This window comes from Cedecea sp., from assembly GCF_036500665.1.
In the GTDB taxonomy this organism is placed as follows: Bacteria; Pseudomonadota; Gammaproteobacteria; order Enterobacterales; family Enterobacteriaceae; genus Cedecea.
The window spans coordinates 1-21,707 of the sequence record NZ_DASYBS010000141.1 but is presented as its reverse complement, the minus strand read 5'-3'; the positions used below and the strand labels follow the sequence as shown (position 1 = coordinate 21,707).

The 21,707-nt window shown below is 50.8% G+C and carries 23 protein-coding genes and 2 pseudogenes; 19 read left to right on the top strand and 6 right to left on the bottom strand.

Annotation, left to right across the window (positions count from 1 at the left end; genetic code table 11):
• Positions 1-85: 85 nt before the first annotated feature.
• The gene (locus tag VGM55_RS22600) at positions 86-346 is read left to right on the top strand and encodes a hypothetical protein (protein WP_159465196.1); all 261 of its coding nucleotides are present in this window, start codon (positions 86-88) and stop codon (positions 344-346) included.
• A gap of 97 nt (positions 347-443) precedes the next feature.
• On the opposite strand, the pseudogene VGM55_RS27535 reads toward VGM55_RS22600, so the two are convergent.
• Positions 444-641: pseudogene (locus VGM55_RS27535) on the bottom strand (DUF1090 family protein); the annotation flags it as partial.
• A 148-nt stretch (positions 642-789) separates the two neighbouring features.
• On the opposite strand from VGM55_RS27535, the gene kup reads away from it, so the two are divergent.
• The 3 genes from kup to VGM55_RS22585 all read left to right on the top strand — a co-directional run bounded on the left by kup (position 790) and on the right by VGM55_RS22585 (position 5,234).
• On the top strand, positions 790-2,658 hold the full coding sequence (gene kup / locus VGM55_RS22595; protein WP_414648307.1) for a low affinity potassium transporter Kup: 1,869 nt from the start codon (positions 790-792) through the stop codon (positions 2,656-2,658).
• Between the two features lie 169 nt (positions 2,659-2,827).
• Positions 2,828-3,310 carry a hypothetical protein gene (locus VGM55_RS22590; protein WP_331636774.1) on the top strand — a complete coding sequence of 161 codons (483 nt, stop codon included), beginning with the start codon at positions 2,828-2,830 and terminating at the stop codon, positions 3,308-3,310.
• A 553-nt stretch (positions 3,311-3,863) separates the two neighbouring features.
• Complete coding sequence (locus VGM55_RS22585; RefSeq protein WP_331636773.1) at positions 3,864-5,234, top strand: scabin-related ADP-ribosyltransferase; 1,371 nt, start codon at positions 3,864-3,866, stop codon at positions 5,232-5,234.
• A 441-nt stretch (positions 5,235-5,675) separates the two neighbouring features.
• Here the strand turns inward: VGM55_RS22585 and VGM55_RS22580 are convergent, their stop codons facing one another.
• The gene (locus VGM55_RS22580) at positions 5,676-6,212 is read right to left on the bottom strand and encodes a hypothetical protein (protein ID WP_331636772.1); all 537 of its coding nucleotides are present in this window, start codon (positions 6,210-6,212) and stop codon (positions 5,676-5,678) included.
• A 48-nt stretch (positions 6,213-6,260) separates the two neighbouring features.
• Positions 6,261-6,578 carry a DUF1090 family protein gene (locus tag VGM55_RS22575; protein WP_331636771.1) on the bottom strand — a complete coding sequence of 106 codons (318 nt, stop codon included), beginning with the start codon at positions 6,576-6,578 and terminating at the stop codon, positions 6,261-6,263.
• A gap of 151 nt (positions 6,579-6,729) precedes the next feature.
• On the opposite strand from VGM55_RS22575, the gene VGM55_RS22570 reads away from it, so the two are divergent.
• From VGM55_RS22570 to VGM55_RS22550, 5 genes are all read left to right on the top strand, one after another.
• Positions 6,730-7,128, top strand: a complete 399-nt coding sequence (locus tag VGM55_RS22570; RefSeq protein WP_331636770.1) for a TIGR03757 family integrating conjugative element protein — start codon at positions 6,730-6,732, stop codon at positions 7,126-7,128.
• Between the two features lie 85 nt (positions 7,129-7,213).
• Complete coding sequence (locus VGM55_RS22565; protein ID WP_331636864.1) at positions 7,214-8,146, top strand: TIGR03756 family integrating conjugative element protein; 933 nt, start codon at positions 7,214-7,216, stop codon at positions 8,144-8,146.
• A 19-nt stretch (positions 8,147-8,165) separates the two neighbouring features.
• Complete coding sequence (locus VGM55_RS22560; protein ID WP_331636768.1) at positions 8,166-9,656, top strand: integrating conjugative element protein; 1,491 nt, start codon at positions 8,166-8,168, stop codon at positions 9,654-9,656.
• A 17-nt stretch (positions 9,657-9,673) separates the two neighbouring features.
• Positions 9,674-10,054 (top strand): hypothetical protein, encoded by a 381-nt coding sequence (locus tag VGM55_RS22555; RefSeq protein WP_331636767.1) that lies wholly within the window; start codon positions 9,674-9,676, stop codon positions 10,052-10,054.
• Entirely contained in the window at positions 10,051-11,568 is a 1,518-nt protein-coding gene (locus VGM55_RS22550) for a conjugal transfer protein TraG N-terminal domain-containing protein (RefSeq protein WP_331636766.1), read from the top strand. Before VGM55_RS22555 ends, VGM55_RS22550 begins: the two co-directional genes overlap by 4 nt.
• Here VGM55_RS22550 and VGM55_RS22545 read toward each other — a convergent pair whose 3' ends face one another.
• Positions 11,569-11,940 (bottom strand): hypothetical protein, encoded by a 372-nt coding sequence (locus tag VGM55_RS22545; RefSeq protein ID WP_331636765.1) that lies wholly within the window; start codon positions 11,938-11,940, stop codon positions 11,569-11,571.
• 150 nt (positions 11,941-12,090) lie between these two features.
• On the opposite strand from VGM55_RS22545, the pseudogene VGM55_RS22540 reads away from it, so the two are divergent.
• The 4 genes and pseudogenes from VGM55_RS22540 (at position 12,091) to VGM55_RS22525 (ending at position 15,200) form a co-directional block, all read left to right on the top strand.
• A pseudogene (locus VGM55_RS22540) lies at positions 12,091-12,619 on the top strand (hypothetical protein).
• 5 nt (positions 12,620-12,624) lie between these two features.
• The gene (locus VGM55_RS22535) at positions 12,625-13,128 is read left to right on the top strand and encodes a YkgJ family cysteine cluster protein (RefSeq protein WP_331636764.1); all 504 of its coding nucleotides are present in this window, start codon (positions 12,625-12,627) and stop codon (positions 13,126-13,128) included.
• Positions 13,032-13,340 carry a hypothetical protein gene (locus VGM55_RS22530; protein WP_331636869.1) on the top strand — a complete coding sequence of 103 codons (309 nt, stop codon included), beginning with the start codon at positions 13,032-13,034 and terminating at the stop codon, positions 13,338-13,340. The genes VGM55_RS22535 and VGM55_RS22530 overlap by 97 nt, the downstream gene beginning before the upstream one ends.
• A gap of 951 nt (positions 13,341-14,291) precedes the next feature.
• On the top strand, positions 14,292-15,200 hold the full coding sequence (locus VGM55_RS22525; RefSeq protein ID WP_331636763.1) for an integrase domain-containing protein: 909 nt from the start codon (positions 14,292-14,294) through the stop codon (positions 15,198-15,200).
• Here the strand turns inward: VGM55_RS22525 and VGM55_RS27530 are convergent.
• Positions 15,166-15,483 carry a zinc-finger-containing protein gene (locus VGM55_RS27530; RefSeq protein WP_414648305.1) on the bottom strand — a complete coding sequence of 106 codons (318 nt, stop codon included), beginning with the start codon at positions 15,481-15,483 and terminating at the stop codon, positions 15,166-15,168. The two genes, VGM55_RS22525 and VGM55_RS27530, sit on opposite strands and share 35 nt — an antisense overlap.
• A gap of 329 nt (positions 15,484-15,812) precedes the next feature.
• On the opposite strand from VGM55_RS27530, the gene VGM55_RS22520 reads away from it, so the two are divergent.
• The 6 genes from VGM55_RS22520 (at position 15,813) to VGM55_RS22495 (ending at position 20,610) form a co-directional block, all read left to right on the top strand.
• Positions 15,813-16,976, top strand: a complete 1,164-nt coding sequence (locus tag VGM55_RS22520) for a DUF1624 domain-containing protein (protein WP_331636762.1) — start codon at positions 15,813-15,815, stop codon at positions 16,974-16,976.
• Positions 16,977-17,449: 473 nt separating this feature from the next.
• Entirely contained in the window at positions 17,450-17,803 is a 354-nt protein-coding gene (locus VGM55_RS22515) for a hypothetical protein (protein ID WP_331636761.1), read from the top strand.
• A 90-nt stretch (positions 17,804-17,893) separates the two neighbouring features.
• The gene (locus VGM55_RS22510) at positions 17,894-18,235 is read left to right on the top strand and encodes a hypothetical protein (protein WP_331636760.1); all 342 of its coding nucleotides are present in this window, start codon (positions 17,894-17,896) and stop codon (positions 18,233-18,235) included.
• 91 nt (positions 18,236-18,326) lie between these two features.
• Entirely contained in the window at positions 18,327-18,692 is a 366-nt protein-coding gene (locus VGM55_RS22505; protein ID WP_331636759.1) for a hypothetical protein, read from the top strand.
• A 160-nt stretch (positions 18,693-18,852) separates the two neighbouring features.
• On the top strand, positions 18,853-19,776 hold the full coding sequence (locus VGM55_RS22500; RefSeq protein WP_331636758.1) for a DUF1281 domain-containing protein: 924 nt from the start codon (positions 18,853-18,855) through the stop codon (positions 19,774-19,776).
• A gap of 138 nt (positions 19,777-19,914) precedes the next feature.
• Positions 19,915-20,610, top strand: a complete 696-nt coding sequence (locus VGM55_RS22495; protein WP_331636757.1) for an N-6 DNA methylase — start codon at positions 19,915-19,917, stop codon at positions 20,608-20,610.
• Positions 20,611-21,205: 595 nt separating this feature from the next.
• Here the strand turns inward: VGM55_RS22495 and VGM55_RS22490 are convergent.
• The coding region (locus tag VGM55_RS22490) for a fibronectin type III-like domain-contianing protein (protein WP_331636756.1) at positions 21,206-21,707 on the bottom strand (502 nt) is incomplete at its 5' end.

The window sequence follows — 21,707 nt, the reverse complement described above, 5'->3', positions numbered from 1 at the left end:
TATCACCTCCTTGCGGGTTTGCGTTGTTTCCCCTACTTTTAATCTGGCTTTAGGTCCACCCATTTATTCAATGAAAGGAAACATTATGTTCAAAAAAATCCTGGTAACTTCTGTACTCGCTCTTAGCGTTGTTTCTTTCGCCAGTATTGCGGCAGATGCAGCTACTACACACGAAGATGCGGCAACTCAGCACGAAATGGCTGCGAAGCACCATAAAATGGCGGCAAAGCTTCATAAAGAGGGTAAGCACAAAGAAGCGAAAGATGAGTCTGATAAAGCCAAAGATGCTTCAAAAGCGGCGCATGAAAAATCAGGTGATGCTGCGGACGAAAGTGATAAGAAGTAATTAGCAATGGGGCGGCAATTTACACTGCGCCGCCTTTCTTAATCTGGCTCAGGTAGTTGTTCTCTTAAACGTATCCAGCGGGAACGCACCCGGAAAACTAGTCACCCCGGTCCTCATCAGGCTCGACTTGTACGCGTTTCAGTTTTTTGCGAAGGTCTTTTAGCCGGATGTCATCGTCTTGTCGGTATGATTGAGCCGTACAATTCTTTTTTACTGGGGATAGAGCGCGTTTCAAACCCGCAAGCTCATACGCGTTATTGTATTTTTTCGCGTTGTAAATCTGACACTGGATGGCTCTTTTCTTTGCTCACAGCTTTGGTTTTTTGCGACAGCCTCCGTGAAGGTTCAGTTAGCTGCGTCCAGGACGAGAGAGTAAGGCAATGTACTTTCCTGAAATGCCTTTTCTGCATCTATAATGCCAGAACACTCTTTCCGGAAATCTGATTATGCACGCAAAAAAACAGCCATTACCGGCGGTAACCCTGGCCGCTATTGGCGTCGTGTACGGTGATATAGGCACCAGTCCGTTGTATACCCTGCGTGAATGTCTGACCAGCGAAAAAGGGATTTCCCTGAGCCATAGCGCTATCTTTGGTTTTTTGTCGCTTATCTTCTGGCTGCTGGTACTGGTGGTATCAATAAAGTATATCTGCGTTGTCATGCGTGCCGACAGTGATGGCGAAGGCGGTATTCTGACACTGATGTCACTGGCGGTACGGAAGCTGGACAAACGATGGGTGCCGGCAAGCATATTTCTTGGCCTGGTCGGTGGCAGCTTCTTCTATGGGGATGGGGTGATCACCCCGGCAATCTCGGTACTTTCCGCGATTGAAGGTCTGGAGATCATTGCCCCTTCACTGGATCACCTGATTATTCCCCTGGCACTTATCGTGCTGACGGTCCTGTTTGCCATTCAAAAACATGGCACTGGCAGTGTCGGTAAACTGTTTGCGCCGGTGATGGTACTCTGGTTTCTTACGCTGGCATTACTGGGCATTGGGGGGATCCTGCGTCATCCGCAGATCCTGCAGGCGATGAACCCTTACTGGGCCGTGAATTTCTTTTTCGAATATAAAGCAGTATCATTTTTTGCTCTCGGGATGGTGGTTCTGTCGGTAACCGGCGCGGAAGCGTTGTACGCCGATATGGGCCATTTTGGCAAAAAACCGATCCGGATTGCCTGGTTTACGTTAGTGGGGCCCTCGCTGGTGCTGAATTATTTTGGACAGGGGGCGTTGTTGCTTGTCGACCCGACGGCAATAGATAATCCGTTCTTCCTGCTGGCACCACAATGGGCGCTTATCCCTTTATTGTTAATTGCTACCCTGGCGACGGTGATCGCCTCTCAGGCGGTGATTTCCGGCGTATTTTCACTGACCCGTCAGGCGGTTCGCCTGGGGTATCTTCCTCCCATGCGGATTATCTATACTTCAGATCAGGAATCTGGCCAGATTTATATCCCGACAGTGAACTGGCTGCTCTACGCAGCAGTGCTTATTGTTATCATCAGTTTTAAGCATTCCGGCAACCTGGCCTCTGCCTACGGTATTGTTGTCACCGGAACCATGGCGCTGACGTCAATACTGCTGAGCATTGTGGCGGTAAAAAACTGGGGCTGGCCTCGTCACTGGGGTCTCATCATGTTGCTGGCCATGCTGGTGATTGATATTCCCCTGTTTGGTGCCAATCTGATCAAGCTGGTGTCCGGCGGCTGGCTTCCGGTCGCGCTGGGACTCATTATTCTGTTGCTTATGCTGACCTGGAAGTCAGAACGTTCGCGGCTTATCCATCGTCTGCGTGATAACCAGGAAGGGTTCACTGCATTAATAAACTCCCTGGAAACTACGCCACAGCAGCGCGTATCCGGTACTGCCGTGTTGATGGAGCGTACGCCTTATGCCTTACCACTGGTGTTATTACACAATCTCAAGCATAACAAGGTACTGCATGAACGTATTGTACTGCTGACCGTCGCGACCGCTGATGCCCCGTATGTACACAATGTAAAACGTGTCACCATTGAGCAGTTATCTCCGAGTTTCTGGCGGGTGGTTGCCCGCTATGGATGGCGTGAAACCCCGGATGTGACGGACATTCTTTACCGGTGTGGTCTGGAGGGACTGAGTTTCAGCATGAATGAAACGTCGTTCTTCCTGTCGCGCGATACCCTGGTCCTGGGCAGGCGTCCCTGGTATCTGCGAATACGAGGCAGGGTATTCCAGGCCCTGCAGCGTAATTCATTGCGGGCACCAGAGCTATTTCGTATCCCCCCTAACCGGGTCATTGAACTGGGTGCTCAGATAGAATTCTGACTGGTGGCGGTCAGTTGACCCTGTCATTATCGGGAGCATCCGGGCAGTTTTCGCCTATCATTACTTCGGACCCTGAGTGAGGACGAACTCAGCGCAACAGGTTGCCATGCCGGACAAGCTGGCAATCAGCAGGTGCGGAGCGGCGGCCATAAATAACAATGGAGGAGTCATGTTTGTTCCAAAAATTCTGTTACTGGCCGGGTTGTTTTTACCCTCTGTAGTTCTTGCTGTCCCCGCGCAGCCCTGTAAGGCCAGCTTCCGCCATTTTATTGTGGATCGTGAGCCCGGTGGGTACCCCGTGAACAAAGCCACTCTGAACGCTCTCAGCGCCGGAACCTGCGTCAGGAAAGAGGATGCCGACGGCACCACTATTATCCTCAGAAACACGACCGTGGATGTTTATGACAGCATCACGCGCAAGCACCAGACGGCGAAGAGCACGACATCGGTTAATATCGACATAAAGCGTAAACTCGCCCGGATATTTAATAATTATCTGGGGCTGAGTATTGAGTTGCCCTTCAGATTGCAGGGCAATCAAATAATCATCAGAATGACTAAGCCGCCTGAACAGGTTTTCGGTCCCGCGGCGGCACCTTATTACACTCTACGGATGGGATCAGAACTAACGATAGAGTTTCGTCACCCGTAGCCCGCCCTCCGCATTGTTTAATCAACGCGTTGTTCAACATCCAGCGCAAGGACGTTGCAGCGTTACAGACGGACTCCGTCGTTCCGGCCTTTAGAGGCCAGTGTAAACCTGCCATACAGGCCCAGGGAAACGAAGTTACAAAATGCGCATTCACGTGATGACGTTATCAAAAAATTGAGATGATGCTGCATTGTGTAAAGAACAGGAGGAGAATTTCTACTTCGACCCTCTCCGGGGTGAGATGCGTCTGAGGAGAAAAATTTTTGAAGTTAAGACAAAATTATCAGACCGCTGTTCATTTTTATTCCATCTTTACAATAGTTCCATGCTCCCCGATCTTGTTCTACAGAACGACTGAGGGAGGTCGAACACGAGTTTCAATGGCTGAATGTCTCGTCACGCTTACAGAAAATGAATATTCTTTGATTTTAATTACACTTAAGTTTGCTTAAAAACAATTTCAAGGTTGCATGCGAAGTATATATTCCATTTGAGATATTACCATAAATCTCTTAACGCTTAAAATTAACTATTTAATATGGATGTTAAAATTATGCCTCAAAAAAAACTACTCCTTATACCAGTGTTGTTGTCAATTATGCCTGCGGCATATGCATGGGATTCTTCTGGCTACTATCCGGACTGTAATGATAATATCAACTTTTCCCGCGCATCGGAAAAAGAACCTGAACTAATATGGCGAACCGATCAAAATGTTTTATGGCGTGGTGATACAAGAAATGAAGGGCTTGATGCATTCAAAAATGGGATGATCCCAAAAGGTATCGCAAATGGATACACTGATGCCGAGCGGGATCACGACTGGCGCTGCCATAAAACTGACTCTTTTCGTTCAGTTTTTGTGAGTACTTCGACAAAGAAGGAAATTGCAATAGGAGCACTTGAATGGACAAAGCCTCAGGGTGAAGGATGGGTGTATGAAATATATGCGCCAGGAGGAATTAATCAGGAACTGTCAATTGGCAAGCCAGCCGATACCGGAGAGGCAGAGATTTCATTTGCTGGAGGGGTAAAGGGAAAGTTTATTAAGCAGGCTTGTTTTTATATAAAAAAACAACTTCAGTATTGCGAGGATAATCCATATTTTATAGAGCCCTCATGGAAGGAGACCCCTGAAGATGTTGCTGCGGCACAAGTCAGTCTGGTGAGAGTCGTTCCAAAAGCCAGCTGTGAAACAACGGATCCTTCATCTTCTACCCCTGAAAAATTATGCCGATTACCAGATATGGCTACGACAAAATATTTTCAGGAGGGCAGTAAAATAGTAAAGGAAGGGATGCATATTAACTATGATGTATCGGATCGTGGTTCGGAAAAACCAGAACGATGGATTATGTTAATGACAGGAGAAAAAAAATCAGATTTCAGTCATATTGCAGCTAAAGTTCTGGTAACAGCAAGTATGCCTGATAAAGGGAGTGTTTATATTTCACCTGACATGCTGTCATCTCCGGATTATCCATGGCAAAAAATATTTCAGAGATGGTCTCTTGGAATCAGCCATGCAGAAAACAGCAATCAGATTGAAGGGCCAGCATCCTTTATGCATACAAGTTATCTTCCGGAAAATGGCGATGTTTTACTTGATGAAAGGACCTCAAGTGTTATGACCCCAGAGGACGCGGAGTCAGGATTTAAGATTGTAGTTAGTGGGCTGGCTGATCGTGATACCTGGCTTTTCACTCAGGTTAAAGATCCTGATACAGGCAGATGGGGCACGTTTGGAGGATATCAGAAAATAAAGGCGGGTGAAGATAAAGATGTTACAATCAAAATCATTAAACAATGGCATCCGGACGGTGGTATTTTCCGTGTAGGATTATCTGAAAGTGTTAATAATCCTTCAGAAGTAAAGCCGGTTGGCAATACACCATATGTAGAGGTGACAAGAAAAAAATTGTAGTTAGTTATTGGAATTAATTAAAATTTTTTCTGTGATTTATCCGGTGCGTCGTCCCTTGGCATCAAGTCCGTGGGACGATGTACTATATTCAAAGCAGCCAGTGGCGCCGGTAAGGCGCATCACTATCTTATGGACTGCTGAGAGATAAAGCCCTGTGATGCAGGGCTTCAAATGTTCTGAAAGATGATATTTCATGACTGATTTTGCCTAATTGAATGAATTTTCAATATTCCCATCGCACGTCAGGTGCAGCTGATTAGTGTTGTGCTACTGCGACCAACAGCCCTCACCAAAAAAACACCATCAAAATATTTGATTATAATTAATTGTGCTTTTCCACCGGGGTGGATTCATTCCAGAGGTTTTTAAAATTGCGCTGGTACGTTGTCGCCAGTTTTGGTGAGTTCTGTACCCAAAGCGCGTTTTCTGTGTTACGTTCACTTAACGTAGCCCGGTTGATTTTCCGTGGTTCGTATTACCCCCGACCACCCGCCCAGGCTGCCGCTCGCTGATGAGAGAGCAATTCAGAACGGCAGTCTGGCCGCTCACGTCGGACAAAGCGTCATCGATAACGTCACAGGCGAGAATATTATCCGCCCAGTGGTGTCGTGCCGAATACACGTTGACGTTCACCTGTACGCCTCCTTTAATCCAGTCAAGCCTCTCTGACTTCAGGCTCGTCGGGGCAAACCGGGCTACCCCACCGCTGGCTGGCAGAAGAATTTTCGGGCGACCGAGATCAATTTGTCCGACATCATCTGCAGCATTTTCTTTTCCCGGGAGTGGCCACCCGTACCAGCTTGCAGAAACAATAATACTTTCATTTCCACGTATAAGGGCCTCTCTGGCCTGAGGCGATAAATCGACCTGAACCTGCATAAGTGGTTTTTTCTGAAGAGTTTCAGGTACAGTGTTTTTCTGCGCACACCCGATGATGAACAGCACGGGAAGCAGGGAAAATAAATAACGTCGTTTCATGATTTGCACCATTCCTGTAATTACCCCTCAGTACACCTGCCGGGAAAACTAATCATCACGGGCATTGTCAAGATCGGCCTCTGCACGCTCCAGCTTTTTGCGAAGCTCCTTAACCTTACGCTCTTTTTGTCGTATGTCATCTTCATCGCTGTATTGCCAGGATGGATCCCTGCAGTTCCTTTTTACCTCTGATAAGGCGCGTTCCAGACCTGCAAGCTCATGTGCGTTATTGTATTTTTTCGCATAGCTCATCTGACGCTGGATGACCTCTTTTCTCTGCTCACAGCTCTGGTTTTTTGCCACGGCCTCTGTGAGGGTGCAGCCAGCGGCTGCCAGTACGAGGGTAAGGGAAAGTATTTTTTTCATGCGCAACTGTTATCTCCATTGAGGCTTGCGGGCATTATCCATTTATTGTGCAGGGAATTAAATTATCACAATCCGGTAAAGATTTCTTTGCTGTGCTGAAAATCTGAATGTTGCACCCTGTGTGGCTCCAGTCCACGCAGGAGTGCAGGTCATGAAAATTCCCTTATTGCTGACGCTATTCCCTCTGCTGATGCCGGCATCGGTTGACGCCGGTACGGTACTGTATACCGATTCTCACCATCCCCCGCGCAACGCGGATGCGTCAGTGGCCGTCATTTATCTTGACGGTTCGGAACAGCTGCAGGCGCAGATATTCGGGGTACTGCCCTCTGACCCGGATGAGGCAGCGCGCCAGGCGAAAGCCATTATCCGCTCACCGCAGTGGCGGGAGCACGAACGGCAGCTGACGACCGCCTGGCGAGCCGTGGTCCGCGCCCGGGAACTGGGGATTAAAAAACTGCCGGCGGTGGTGTTTGATGACCACGATGTGGTATACGGCACGGCCGACGTGGCGCAGGCAGTTGCCCTGCGCACGCAGGGAGGATGGTGAGATGCGGTCCGTTTTCTCTTGTGTGGCCTGCGGGCAATGCCCTGGCTCATCACACCTTAACCTCAGAACGCTCAGCGTCGCCCTCATGCTGTCGGCCGCCAGCGTACCGGCCGCGACGGCGGCGCTCAACAGCGCGCAGATTGTCGCCAGCGCCGTGTCACAGTCCTGCATCAGCTGGCGCGTCAGCGGCATCTGCTACTGGCTGTTCTGCACGCCGTTTGGCTGCAAGGTGCGCACCTCGGTCAAAGTGACCCACTTTATTCCGCAGGCGGTGGTGTCGGTCTACCACGCCCCGGGCGGCAATCCTTGGCAGGAAATGGCGATGGTCAGCCAGAGCACCGGCGGCCTGGAGAACAGCATTACCGGTGCGCTGGCGGGCGTGTCTGCCGGCGGCGGCAACAGCGCGCTGAAAATGCCCGGCCAGCGTAAAACTAACCTCCATTTCAAATATGCCGATGCCTTCGGCCATCCGGCGACCTCTTTAATCGGTGGCAGCATCTCCGGCTACTCGTGCCGCAGTGCGGCAACACCGTTTGTTCCCTATTTCCTCAGCACGCTGGACAGCCTGGTATGGCGCAGCGGCATGCCGGAGTCGCTATATCCGGAAGCGCTGATTCCGGGGCAGCGCGAGCTGGGCAGTCAGGCTGCTGCGAACATGTGGGGCAACGTCTATCCCCGCTCGGGGTTTGTTACTCAGGTTGATGATGACAAGGCGGGGGCCCTGGTGGCGCAGCGCGTGGCCGACATTATTACGCGTACCGGTCAGCCCCACGTCTATCAGCCGCTGACGGGTCAGCGTTCAGAAGGCTACTGGCCGCCGGATGCAGTTAAAGAGAACACCGGAACCCGCAACCACAAATGGCAGCGCTTGTCGCCGCAGCTCAGCCCGTCCTGCGCGGTATTTCCTGATGGCGAACATCCGGCTGCTGCCGATGCGAACGCCGCCTTTGCCCTGTGGCAGCCCTACAGCTGCTGCCAGCGCCGCGGGCAGCGCTTCCTCTACAGCTCCGACTATTAACGGAGTCATAACTATGGTGATGAAAAACACAAATAATGGCGTATGCCGGGGGCGATGCAGCCTGTCGCCCCGGGCTGTTGTGATGAGCGGCCTGCTGTTCACTGTAATCAGCAGTGGCGCATTTGCAGATAACAATGAGGGGAGCGGCAGGCTGTTTGACGTGTCGCTACCGCAGGTGAACGACAGCAATATCGGCTACGGAAAAAACGCCAGCGGTGCGGTGTCGGACAAGCTGTTTTACTCGCTGGGCGGTGGCTCGGTGATTTCCCAGCCGCCAACGCGCAGCAATATGCAGCGCCTCGGCATGAACCTGGGCTGGAGCTCGGATTTGATGTGCGGCAACTTCGACTTGAAAACCACCGTTGGCAACCAGCTCAACGGGGTGACGGACGGATTTAAAAGCCTGATGGGCAACGTTATCCAGGGGGCAACCGGGGCGGTGGCCAGCCTTCCCGCGATGATTATCCAGCGTGCCAACCCCGGCCTGTATGAAATGCTGAGCAATGGGGTGCTGCAGAGCGGCATCGCCTTCGACAAGGCGCAGCTCAACTGTCAGAACCTGTCGAAGCGCATGGTGGCGATGAGCGACAGCGCCGGCTGGAGCCAGGCGGCGGCGATGGAGGAGGTGAAAAGCCTGGTGAACAGCGGCGACACGGACGCGGTGCGCTCGATGAACGCCACGGAAAAGGTCACCGGGCAGTCGGGCCAGACCTGGACCGGCGGGCAGAAGCGCGGCGGTGCAGGCCAGCCCGCCATCAAACCCACCCATGACCTGGTGGCCGCCGGCTACAACATGATGAACAGCCAGCCGGTGACCAGCACCGCCAGCGTCACCGGCGACAGCTGTACCGGCGGTGCCTGCGCGAAATATGCCAGCAGCGAAGCGGCGGCTGCCGCCGTGGTGAAGGTGCTGGGCGACACCTCGCTGCGCACCTGTAAAGACGCGGCGCAGTGCACCAGCGGTGACGGCACCGAGCAGGCGGGCAGCACCGTGGCCGGTACCGGCTTTGCCCCGATGCTGGAAGAGGCAACGAAAGCCAACAACGAGCAGCTGGCCCGGCTGGTCAACGGCGCTGAGAAACCTACCGCCGCTAACCTGGCGAAGCTGAAAACCGGCAGCCTGGGCGTCACTGCCGGGGTTATCCGCGCCCTGCAGCGCGACCCGGACAACGCCGCGCTGGTTGCCCGCCTGGCCAGCGAGCTGGCGCTGGCCGACACCATTGAAACGGCGTTTATCATGCGCCGGATGATAACCACCGGCATGTCAGAGCCAAACGCCGCGGCGCTGAAGTCAGCCACCGAAGAAGGCACCCGCCGCATTGAGGCGCTGGACCGGGAAATCACCGCGCTGAAGAACGAGATGGAGATGAAACGCGAAATCGCCCGTAACGCAGTGCTGACCATCATTGAGCGGGAGAACAACCGCGCTGACATGAACCCGCAGCGCCAGGCGACCGACAATACGGATACCCGGTTTAATCAGCTTGCCGTGCCTGAAGGGGGCAAATAATGACAGGGATAACTGAAATGAGTAAATCAAAAACAGGCAGCAGACAACATCCGTCCCGCCGGACCAGATGGTTCGGTTACAGAGCCGGGCGCGTGCTGAAGCTGTCTGCCCTGCTTGTGGCCATGATGGTCATTACGCTGACCATTGCCCACTGGGGTATTGGTCATCCGCAGGAGAGCGCCACGCTGCGCGACTGGATGCACAGTACCCGCCACAGCTGGCTGGCGTGGCGGTTTGCACTCTATGCCGCGCTGGCATGGGGCTTCCTGAGAATCTGGCAGTCCCCGGGCTGCCGGCCGGAGTATAAAGCGCCGCTTCGACGCATGGCCATCGCCAGTGCGCTGTTTATCCTGACGTGTGAATACGCGCAGCTGAGCGACGGAGGAACACCGTCATGATGACCAACAGCTATCTGGAATACTTCCTGACGTTGCTCGGCTGGGTGGTGAGTAACGGCCTGTGGAGCGTGCTGCTGAGCACCGGGCTGTTTGTGCTGCCGATGGTGTTTAAGGTGGCGGGTATCTGGCTGAAGGTGCGGGAGGAAGGTGACGACGAAGGCAATAAAGGCATGCTGTCGCTGCCGCGCATCGAGAACCTGCTGTACGGCGCATTCTTTGTGATGATTGCCTGCTGCGTGCCGCTGCTGAACGTCAGCCTGGACACCCTTAAGTATGACGGCAGCCGTGCGGCGACCTGCGGCACCTGGACCCCGAAGCCGCCTGGGGACACCGGGTATGCAAACATCGTCTCCAGCCTGAACGGCCAGACGGCAAAGGTGCCGGTATGGTGGATGGTGGTACACAAACTCTCAAAAGGGGTTACCCAGGCGGCGGTGGCCACCATTCCGTGCCGTCCCGACCTGCGGCAGGTGCGCTTTGAGGTGCAGCACAGCCGGGTAAACAATCCGGCGCTGGCCGCTGAGCTGCAGGATTTCACTAACGACTGCTATGCGCTGGCGCTGTACACCTGGAAAAACCGAGACCAGGGGCAGACCACCGACAAAAGCACACTGCGCGATATCGAGTGGCTGGGGTCGAAAACCTTCCTGAACGGCAGCTATTACAGCAGCCTGCAGTCGAAAACGCCACGCGCCAGCTTCCCGTGGAATGAGGCGCGGGACAGCGGGCGACCGAATACCGGACGGGGCGGCTATCCTTACTGCAGTGAATGGTGGTCAGCCGCCGATACCGGCCTGGAAGCCCGGGTAATCAAACAGGTTGAGCCGGACGTCATACTGCGCATGTCGGCGGCAGTGAAAATGATTGGCCATGGTACTGAGGATTACCGCGAGGCAATGGTGCGTCGCCTGGTGAGCCCGGTCAACCTGACCGTCTCCCAGGGCGGTCACGCCTATGCCGGTTATGGTGGCAACGCAGACTTTACGCTGGATAACGCCGTCACGCGCGTGGCCGCGGTGGGTGGCACTGCGCTGGGTAGCCTGGCGGCCTGGCCGGCCTTTGACTCCATGCGTCAGGCGCTGCCGATGGTTCAGGCCATCCTGCTGATGGCGGTTTACGTGATGCTGCCACTTATCCTGGCATTTGCGGCCTACGAGTACAAAACCGTGATCACCGTGACCTTCGTAATATTCGCGCTGAACTTCCTGACGTTCTGGTGGGAGCTGGCGCGCTGGCTGGACAGCTGGCTGCTGACGGCACTGTTCAGCTCGGACTCGCACAGTCGCTGGAATGTGGCTGGATTTCAGAACAGTTCAGATGATCTGATTATGGAACTGGTGATGGGGACGATGTTTATTGTGTTGCCGATGCTCTGGCTTGCTGCATTTTCATGGGCAGGAATACGAATTGGAGAACTTGCCCGCATGGTTTCTGATGGAACTTCTAAACCTCAGCAAACGGGCGGGCTTGTTGGTGACGCAGCGGCTTCAAAAGTTGCTTCGGGAGGAAAATAGTCAAGAACCTGTTGAACCATCCGATCCGTTAGAACCATTAGAGCCATAATTACTGTTATGGCTTTTTTCTTCCCAATTAGTCACTTTTACATTTACAGTTGGTCTTAACAATTCCATCACAGAAGGCAGCAGTAAGAATGCCCAAACAAACAAAACTCCAATAGTTAATAGTAACCCTCCAGCCAAGCAACTAACGGCAGATACGGCGACTAAACAAGCGATAGGTACATGACCAATCCATGCTGGCAGCTTGTGATTTTTCGCCCAAGCCACACACAGCCGATCCCACGTTGAGACAACCTTTTTCAGACGTTTCCAGTATGTAGCTGCTTTCTGCCCGCGAACGTAAGCCTGCTCATTGCTCTCCAGCATATTGACAATCTCCATTCTTTCTGTGGGGGGGGGGGTCTTTTATAGACGAAAAAATGAACTTATCGCCTGATGATAGGCGATTAATGCATCAGTTTCTACTGGTTCACACAAGGAAAGGGCGATGTTCAGAAAAAAATCTTGTTCGCGTGTATGGCACCTGTTTTGGTTACAGCATGTTCGATGGAAGAAATTACCGCAGTTAATAAAAAAATCAGTGACGCAGCTCACTCCCTGTCAGCGGGTGGACTGTCCAGTGGCAACAATAATGATGGCGGTATGCCCTGGATGACAAAAGCCGGTAACAGTGGCCCACGACAGGATGCCCGACATGATTATCGCCTGCCTGTTGATGTGGATACGGCTGCTGCGCGGTTGAAGCGACGTTATCAATTTATTTCCAGCCAGGAGCTGGAAAGCCTGCGCAACCGTAACAATCTGGAGTGCTGCGGCGATTGATGAAGCGCACTCTGTCTGGGAAGCTATGCCCGGTAGTTATTATAAGATGGGGCATGACTGGAATGATTATGACCGCCTGGTTGTTGAATTAGAAAAGAATGGTACCGGCAGTCGGCTATATATTACATACAGCTCACCTTCGAAGAAACGTCTGGAAAGTAACGAGTTGAAAGATCTGATGTTACAAATCAAGCAAGTTGCTGAAGGCGAAATTAACTCATAATTAATATGGGGGCACCTATGGATTTATTACACTCCAGATTTTATCCTGCCTGTTTTAACGCTTTTAAGATAAAGAGCAAACGACAGACCTTGATTGTTGTGAAAAACTGGTTTGGTGTTTCTGATAAGGTGAGTGAAGATATAAAGAATGCAAAGAGATTAAAATCCGTCTGCCATAAAGGATGTTCAAGATGTTGCTATCTTCACGTATCTCTGATTGCGCCTAGCGTGTTTTATATAGCTGAAAAGCTGAAAGAGGAATTTAGTTGCTCTAAATTATTTTTTATACGTAAAAATCTTAATAAAAGAGCAGGATTGGTGTCTGAATATAAAAAAGATAACTATAGAGCCCGATGTGTCTTTCATGGTCGCCAAACCGGGCAATGTGTTATTTATGATTATCGACCAGAACCATGCAGGCGTTTTTTTTTGCAGTCAATAACACACAATGTATTGAAAGTCATGGCTCACCAGAACAGGATGGAACTGTCTGGTATGAAACCGGTTTAATTTCGACAATTCTTTCCCTTGCTGCACATAAAAATAATTTGTATATAGATAGCCATGAAATGAGCCGGTCATTATTCCTTGCCCTGGAAGAGCCGGCTTTGTTTAAAAGATGGCTAAGTGGAGAAAGAAATATTTTCCCTGGGGTGCCATGGGAAAATTATCACCAGCATATAAAAAATGCAGAATCGATTATCGAGATAAAACAGGGATGATCTAATGATAAATATTGACGCCAGCCAGCCTAAATTGCTACGCTATTCTCGTTGTAATGTTGTCATACGACAACCATCCAATGTCTCAGCACTCTGTGAGAGGCGCCTTCGGGTGAGTGCCATCCAATGTTTCATGTGACCTGTGAGAAACGCCTTCGGGTGGTCACAAAATCCTCGTAGCCAGGAAGAGGATGCCCCAGTGGCGGTACCTCTGCTAAACCTTTGAGAGCAGGGATCATCCTACGATGATGAAGGTTTCTTAATAACTAATCAGTCCCCACCCGGGACGTTTCCTTTCACAATCAACGTATCTTTCTACGTTTCCATGCAGCAAAGCACGTAACGACGGACTGGACTGCTTCAACATTCTGATTATTTTAATCTTTTACAACGTCTCGCTGACGATGCAACTTTTGAACGCACGTATAAGGCCATTGGGTACATTTGGCCGCTTACGTGAGTCTCATCAGGAGAAGAGGAGCGTGCGTCACTTTCGTCGGAGTAAAACGACGACAAAGTGACGCGCGCAGCGCATACGAATCAGAGCACTGTTCACGCGTACTGGCGTCCAGTTTGTTAACAACTGACAACGTGACCCGACGTGATAAAACGCTTTGACCGCTTTTGAGCTGAATGTTTGCCCCTGTAGGGCTACGTCTCAAAACCTTTCAACTACGGCTTATGACAATCAGTCAGCGCTTTTTTTATTATTTATTAAGGAGATAATTAACGCGATATCGATGGCAACGTCCTGTGAGGGGGACGTTGGGGGCGACCTGAAAACAGGTACAGCGAAAGCTGCGATCAGTATGCAACTCTGATTTGACACCTCCCGATACCTCAACATCTTGCATTTCCCGATGCACAGATATCCGTTAAGCCGCAGGAAGCGCAATTCAACAGCCGTGCCATCGGGGAAAACAACGTGTTGTCCAGTAAAGAGACGGTATTATGTCAAGACGGGAAAAACTACTTAAGCGCGATCTGGTCAATCTCATCAGGAAGACCGGGGGGAGTTTTAAAAAAATCTCAGATTACACGCTTATCGTGGAACGGCTGTCTTCGCGACTTGCAGCGATGAACGTCCAAATCAGTTCTGCGGAACAACTGAAAGTCAGACATATTGAAATGTATATAGCCAGTCGACGTAATGATGACGGCATTTCAAAGAGAACAGGGCAAAATGAAATGTCGGCTATACGTTGCATGCTCAATAAAGCAGATAAAACATTGATGGCAGATCCCCGTCACGAGCGGTTAAGTAATAAAGCTCTGGGGCTTTCCGGGGCCAGCCGTAAAGGAACAAAAGCATCCATTTCTGATGAGCGTTACAGAGAGATCCTTGCCAGGATCGAAAAGAAGGATCGTGGTGTGGCCGCAGCTGCCAGATTATCCCGTTATCTTGGTCTGAGAAATGAGGAAGCGGTACAATCGGTCAAATCGCTGCAGACCTGGAAAAAATCACTCGACAAGGGTGATGATAAACTAAAGGTAATTTTTGGCACTAAAGGAGGGCGGGCCAGAATGACAACGGTCGTTCAGCCTGAGAAAGTGAAGGAAGCTGTTGAAGCGGCACTTGCATATTCCAGAGAGCATAACGGTAAGTTGATAGATAAACCAGGCCTTAAATCTTCTCTTGATTATTATATTAATGTGCTCCGTCGGGATGGCGGTTTAAAAGGGGGGATGGAAACTCCTCATAGTTTTCGTTACAGTTATGCCAGAGATGCCATGCAATATCATCTCAGATGTGGATTTAATGATGAAGAATCTCTTGCGTTAACGTCGATTGATTTGGGGCACGGCGATGGCCGGGGAACATATATTAAGAATGTATATTATCAGTCAGGCGATAACTGACTCTGATTATTCCAAAAGAATCTTCAGGGTAGTGACTATTATTGCCACCTATAAACCCGTCGAGTATTTCCAGTACGCGAATGCACATGGTCTCATCAAAATATCCAATGTGACATTCGCAAATACTACAATTTAGCTTCTGGCATAACCACAGACATGCTTGATTACGGGATGTATTTTCTTTTTTCCGGATATAGTCAAACTTCAGATGTGCCTTTTTTCTCAGTTCGCGTAGATTGCTTTTAGCAGGTGTGCCCATTGGTCTCCCTGAATTTTTTGACAACTAACGCATGCTTTACAGGTACGGCAAATTCAGTAATATTTATTGTATTTAAAATAGTCAGGTTTGAAATGTATTTGCGAGCCCTTTGCCAGTAATACATTATTAATTACAATAAGGGAAAATAACTACAAGTCGGAGAACTGCAATATTGAGTGCGGAATGGTTCAGGCTTCAGTAATCAGTTTTTGATGCCCGGCATGGGTAAAGATCTTTCTGAGGGTTTCTAACTCAATTTGCATTTCTGTAAAAATAGGCTAAATACTTTATACCCCTTAATCAGGGGGAGGCGTTACTGGTTTAACGATATGTCAGTAAAGTGACACAGGTTAATGAAAAAATCGCTTGTAAAACAGGAGGTATCTGTTAGTCAGAGGATATATTCGATTGATGCATTGCGTGGGATGATTATGCTTGTCATGTTGCTTGATCATGTCCGAGGTCTTTTTTATAGTAAAAAAACCCTCGCTTATCCAATTAACGTGGATACGACAGAGCCTTTTTTATTTTGGACCCGCTGGATATCACATTTTTGCGCGCCAATATTCATTTTCCTTACTGGGTTGGCGACATGGTTATATCACCAGAAATATCAAAACATACAAGCAACCCGGCTATTTTTACTCAAGCGCGGTGTTTTTTTGATTATGCTCGAATTTGCAGTGTGCAATTTTTATTTTCTTTATTACAAAAGTTACACAATGCAACTACAAGTGATATGGGCAATTGGTGTTAGTATGATCATCCTCTCCGGGTTGTTATTATTTCCCCGAGTGATTCAACTGCTTCTGGTAATCTGCCTGACGGTTTTACCCTATATTGTCGTACAGATAAACATACCTGATATCTTGTGGCTACGCGAAATCTGGATTGTACTTTATCAGGTTCCTGCTGTATTGCACTTGACTGACACCATAACTATAGACGTACTATATCCGGTCCTTCCCTGGATTGCCGTTATCTACGGTGGGTATTTGCTGGGACCGGTGTTCGCAAAAAACAGCTCTCCTTCCTGGCGAACTCGCATGTTATGCGCTATTGGTGGCGCAATGATACTCATCTCTATTATACTGCGGCTGCTTAATCGTTTTGGCGATTCTAACCCCTGGACGATGTCTGCTGATACTATCCGAATGGTTATGTCTTTCCTTAATTTTAGCAAATACCCACCTTCAGTCGATCTTTTGCTGATCACTATTGGGACAGGGTTGCTATTGCTGGCCGCTATTGAGAGTGTTTCTAAAAACGCAAACAGGCTTATTAGCCCATTCATTGTGCTGGGTAGTGTTCCGTTATTTTTTTATGTGTTACATCTTTATATTATCCTTGGCGCATATCTCTTGGCTGATTTATTTGTGGGCGGGATAGCGAGAAGCGTTGAGCTTATTACCGTCTGGTTTATTACCCTTGCTCTCTCTTTGGGGTTATATCCTTTTTGTAAACGCTTCTCTGATCTTAAACGCAGCAGTAAAAAGCCGTGGATGAGTTATCTTTAACATTTTTTATAGCATGTTAGCTGCTCTAATATTCTGGGACGGACGGGGATATTAGAGCCTATAGATATAATAAAACGTATCAGCCGCAGCTCACTCAGGGCTGCGGCTTTTTATAACGCTAAATGTTGGTAAATCGTCTTGACACTGATCTTAAGTGGTTTGAAAATGAACAGGCTTACCTGTTGTCCCCGGACAACCAGCTAATGCTTCAGCAGTCTGTGAGAAGCGCCTTCGGGTGACTGCCAGCCAAAGTTTCAGCGGTCTGTGAGAAATGCCTTCGGGCGATCGCCAATAGCCTCGTAGCCTGAAAGAGGAGGCCCATGTGGCGGCACCCCAGTTAAACCTTTGAGAACAGGGATCACCCAGCGGTGATGAAGGTTCCTTAAAACTCCGGCATTCGCCGGTTTATTACCCCCCAGGGAGACGTCTTCCCTGCCGGGCAGCAGTTTCTCTGCCATTCAGGAGAAAACTGTATGCCCACATTTCGTACCTCTGTCAGAGACTTTTTCACTGAACTGAAAGCGCCCGGTGACGTTATCCGTTCATTGTTTACGCGCTTTGTGGCCAGTAATCCGCATGTGGTGGCGTATTTCCGTCGCACCGGCTGGTTACGCTCTGCCAGCGGGATTTGTCATTTCTACCCATCTATCTGGTTTGATGGTGAGCTGTTCCACGGCGTGGTTTATCTGCATCGGGGAACTGAACCTGAACCATCAGTGCAGACGGCGCAGATTGTCTGGCGTTGTCAGCATACCCGCTGGCGTGATGCACATCGTGCGGCTAGGCAACAGGCCATCAGGCTGGTTACGCTGAAAACTATGTTCTGATTATTTCAGAATTCTTCAACGACTTTACCCAATGGGAACCCCTTTCCCGTCGGGCAGGGTGTTTCCCTTTTTTTAACAGGAGAAATACCCATGAAAACTTTAACCCTCAGCCGGTCGGCGTCACTGTGGCACCTTATGTGGCAGGCACTTATGCGAATACGCCTGACGCAGAGTGCTCCATCCTGCGTCGGCGAATGGTTCCATAACCAGTGCGGCACTTACAGCGTCCGCGCCCGCGTGTTTCCTCTTGATAACGGGAAATGGGGTGCAGAACTGGTGAGCCGCACCGGCACTGCCGGTTGTCGTCAGACAACGTATGAGCGCCCTGCCACTGTTTTTACGGGTCGCCGTCAGGCGATGCGTGAAGCGGAGAAACAGGCGAAACATCTGGCCACGCTGCGTTACCGTTATGGCACACCGCAGACGCGGTAGCGGTTAACGGTTTAGCTGCACACCCTGAAGGGGATTTATTTCCCGTCAGGGAGATAAATCCCCTTTTTTACTGACTGAAGGGGATTTTTCTGTGACACAACAAACTGTTAATCCTGAACACGAAGTGGAGCCTTCACCGGACATCATCCTGGGGAGCAGCCGCGAACGGGGCCCTCTGGTGGAGCTGCATAATTTTCCTGCGCTGCTGCACTGGATTAGCCTGAAAGTGGTGACCACTGTAGAAGATGGGGAGCCGGTTTTCTTATCGCGTAATCATCTTGCGTTACTGCGCAACGATATCCGCACTGGTCAGTTTCCGTCGTCTGGTGGCAGCCCGGCCTGCGTTCCGGGCGAGCCGCTCAGCATGGAGCTCCAGCTGATTGCCCTGTGGGCGGCGCACTGTACCGCCACGCTGGACTTTGAGCGGGATGTGGTGTTTTTCATCGCAACCTGGTAATAACCAGCGAAATTTATCTGACTGACACACCCTGCAGGCGTTTTGCCTGCAGGGTGTGCTGAACCAGCACTGACCGTACCGGCAGCGTTTCCTGCCCCCGTGAGGGCATCGTTCCTCACGGGATGGTGCCCTCTTTTTTTTGTTAAAAGGAGTCATCACCATGTCGAACTGGTGCAACAATCGCTTGATCATCACCGGGCAGTCCGTGTTTGTGGACGAATTTCAGCAGTGGGTAAATGGCTGCGTGGTACCTGATTATCGCCATGCCATTCAGCAGAGCTGCCGCCTTTTTCTGGCAGGCTGCGCCGGGATACTGAAAACGGTGACGGTGAAAGCGGGTGCTTACGCCCCTTATCCCGGTTTGCTGACGCAACCGGGGATTGCCTCACAGGAAAATCTCGCCTTTGAACAATGGTTCGGTCTGCTGAAAGCGGATGTGCCGCTGACGACGGAAAAAATCCGGCTGACAGAACGACTCTACCGTCAGTCGGGTATTGACGCGGTGAAGTGGGAAAACATTCCTGCAGTGGCACGGGAGCGTATAGCGGACGTGCTCACCCGCCAGTATGCCGACTGGTTTGGCCTCACCGGCTTAAGTGCTGCAGTTGATGCCGGCAGCTGCTGGGAACGCCTTGGGGTGATGCCGGAGCATACCGCGCCGTGCGATATGCTGATGCTCATCCCGACCCGTCTGGCGACCGAGCTGAACGGGGCCGGCGATTTGCTGCGTGACGTGCCGACAAGGGCTGAACTGTATGGCCGCCAGTATGGTGTTGAATGGCCGTCTGGCCATAACGCCGGGTGCGTTCGCGACAGTATCAATACGCTGACGGTGCACTTTGACTCGCCGTGGTATCCGCCAGCCGGCGAGGTCATCATGGTCCTGTCAGAGAAGTTCAGCTGTCAGGTCGAACATAGCTGGCACATGCCGGACGCGCAGCGCAGTGGTTACGACCGCTACGACCGCGGCGAACACGTTGACAGTGGGCGAATAACGGCCGATGCGCACGGAGGAGAGGTTATCAGCCTGACCTGCTCCGGCGGGGAGTCAGAACCGGTTCCCTCCGGCGCAGCAGCCGGTTAATCATGGTCTGCTGACTGACGTATGACCACCGCTGACAACGGTGGTCTTTTTTCATATAACGACAGTATTTACACCCCCGGGGGAACACCGTTCCCCCGGCCGGGCTGCGTGTTTCCCTTTTATAAATGGAGAACTCGCATGACCGGCATGACTGACTATGAGAAGGCTTTTATTACGCTCTTTAACCAGACGGCCCGCTACCACCACCGGCATAAGGTATTTGAGGATTTTGTCAGCTGCAGCGTTATCGCGCTGGAAAACCGGCTCTGCTTCAGTGAGGAACGGGAGCGTAAATACCTGCGGATTGCAGGCAGCTATCAGAAACCGGATATGAACCGCATGGCGCAGTTGCTGGCACACGTAGTTAACGGACTGCAGGCTGGCTTCTGTGACTTTCTGGGGCAGGCTTTTATGCAGCTGGATCTGGGCGATAAATACCGCGGCCAGTTTTTCACACCCTGGGATGTCTCCGTCATGATGGCTTCCGTGCTGCTGGGCGATGTGAAGACGCTGTTTAAGCAAAAAACCTTTATCACCCTCAGCGAACCCGCATGCGGTGCCGGTTGCATGGTGCTGGCTGTTGCAGATACCCTCAACCAGGCAGGCTATGCATTACACCGCCATCTGTGGTTTTCAGCGACCGACGTTGACCCGCTTGCCGCAGGGATGGCGTACATCCAGCTGTCACTGTGCGGTGTGGCGGGTGAAGTGGTGATTGGCAACTCACTGATGAATGAACGCCGGCGGATACTGTATACGCCTGCTCATTATTTTGGGAACTGGGCTTATCGCCTGAAAGCAAGGGAGAAGGGTACAGGTAGTGTTATGATTTAACTACAGAAGGTTAACTGTTCAAAATAGGTATCATCCGGCTCTGCCGGGTGATACAAGGGGTTAACTCAACTTATACTCCATGAGTATGCGTGTGGCTGAAAAAAAACCATTTTCTGACAGACCCTTAGCTCACGCTGCAGCGTACTACTGTTCGGTGAATCACCTGAAAAACCGTAAATCTCAGTGGGCAATATGACTGCAGATAAAATCTGCTACCTTGATACGCCGAACCGCTGGCGGCACATAGCTACCCTAGACCATTCGGTTCCAGAGTTTGTACAAATTTCCCACGAGGTTCTTATCGAATTCTTCTATCAATTGACCATTGGCTCTAACGCTGCCTTGGTTGGCTTTTAGCTCCTTGTACCCGCTCCAGACAGCCTGTCTGGATAACGCAAATCGCCCTTCAGGATCGACTGGTGGTGTATCGTGCGGCGTAATCAGGTGCGGATTTAAATATTGAACCGGGTGCCCATGCCGTTGCCATGGAATTTTAAGCGCTGGAGAAATTAGTTTCTCAACGCTGTTAACCGCACGCCAAAAAATCAGCCCGACATGTTCGCCTGGCTGATTTATTTTCACTTTTTATCAATGATTAAAGCGCGTTAATTTTGCTCAGAATATCTTTCTTTGCCTGCTCCCTTTTGGATTCGTCCTTCGCCAGCGCAGGCTGCAGTTTCAGCGCCGATTCCAGCTTCTCTCCCAGCGTCGGAGTACCTTCAATCCACGCGTTAGTTTCAGCATCGCCAATCACTTTCGCCACGATGGTGGCGGCCACCGGATAAGTTTGCACATCAATCCACGGTGTATCCAGTGAGAAAGCCGGGGTTGAAGAGACGACCGTTACCGGCACTTCAGCGTGGATATCGCGGGATGAGCTACCAATTCGTAATGTAAAGCGGCCAGGCTCCAGCAGCCAGGCATTGTTATCTTCGTCGAAATAAGAGAAAGCACGTTTATCCAGTTTGAACGACACCTGCTTCTCTTCTCCCGCCGTCAGTTTGACTTTTTCGAACGCTTTCAGCTCCTGATAAGGCCGATCCAGACGAGAGGCATTATCGTGAACGTAGAGCTGAACCACTTCCTGGGTGGCGATG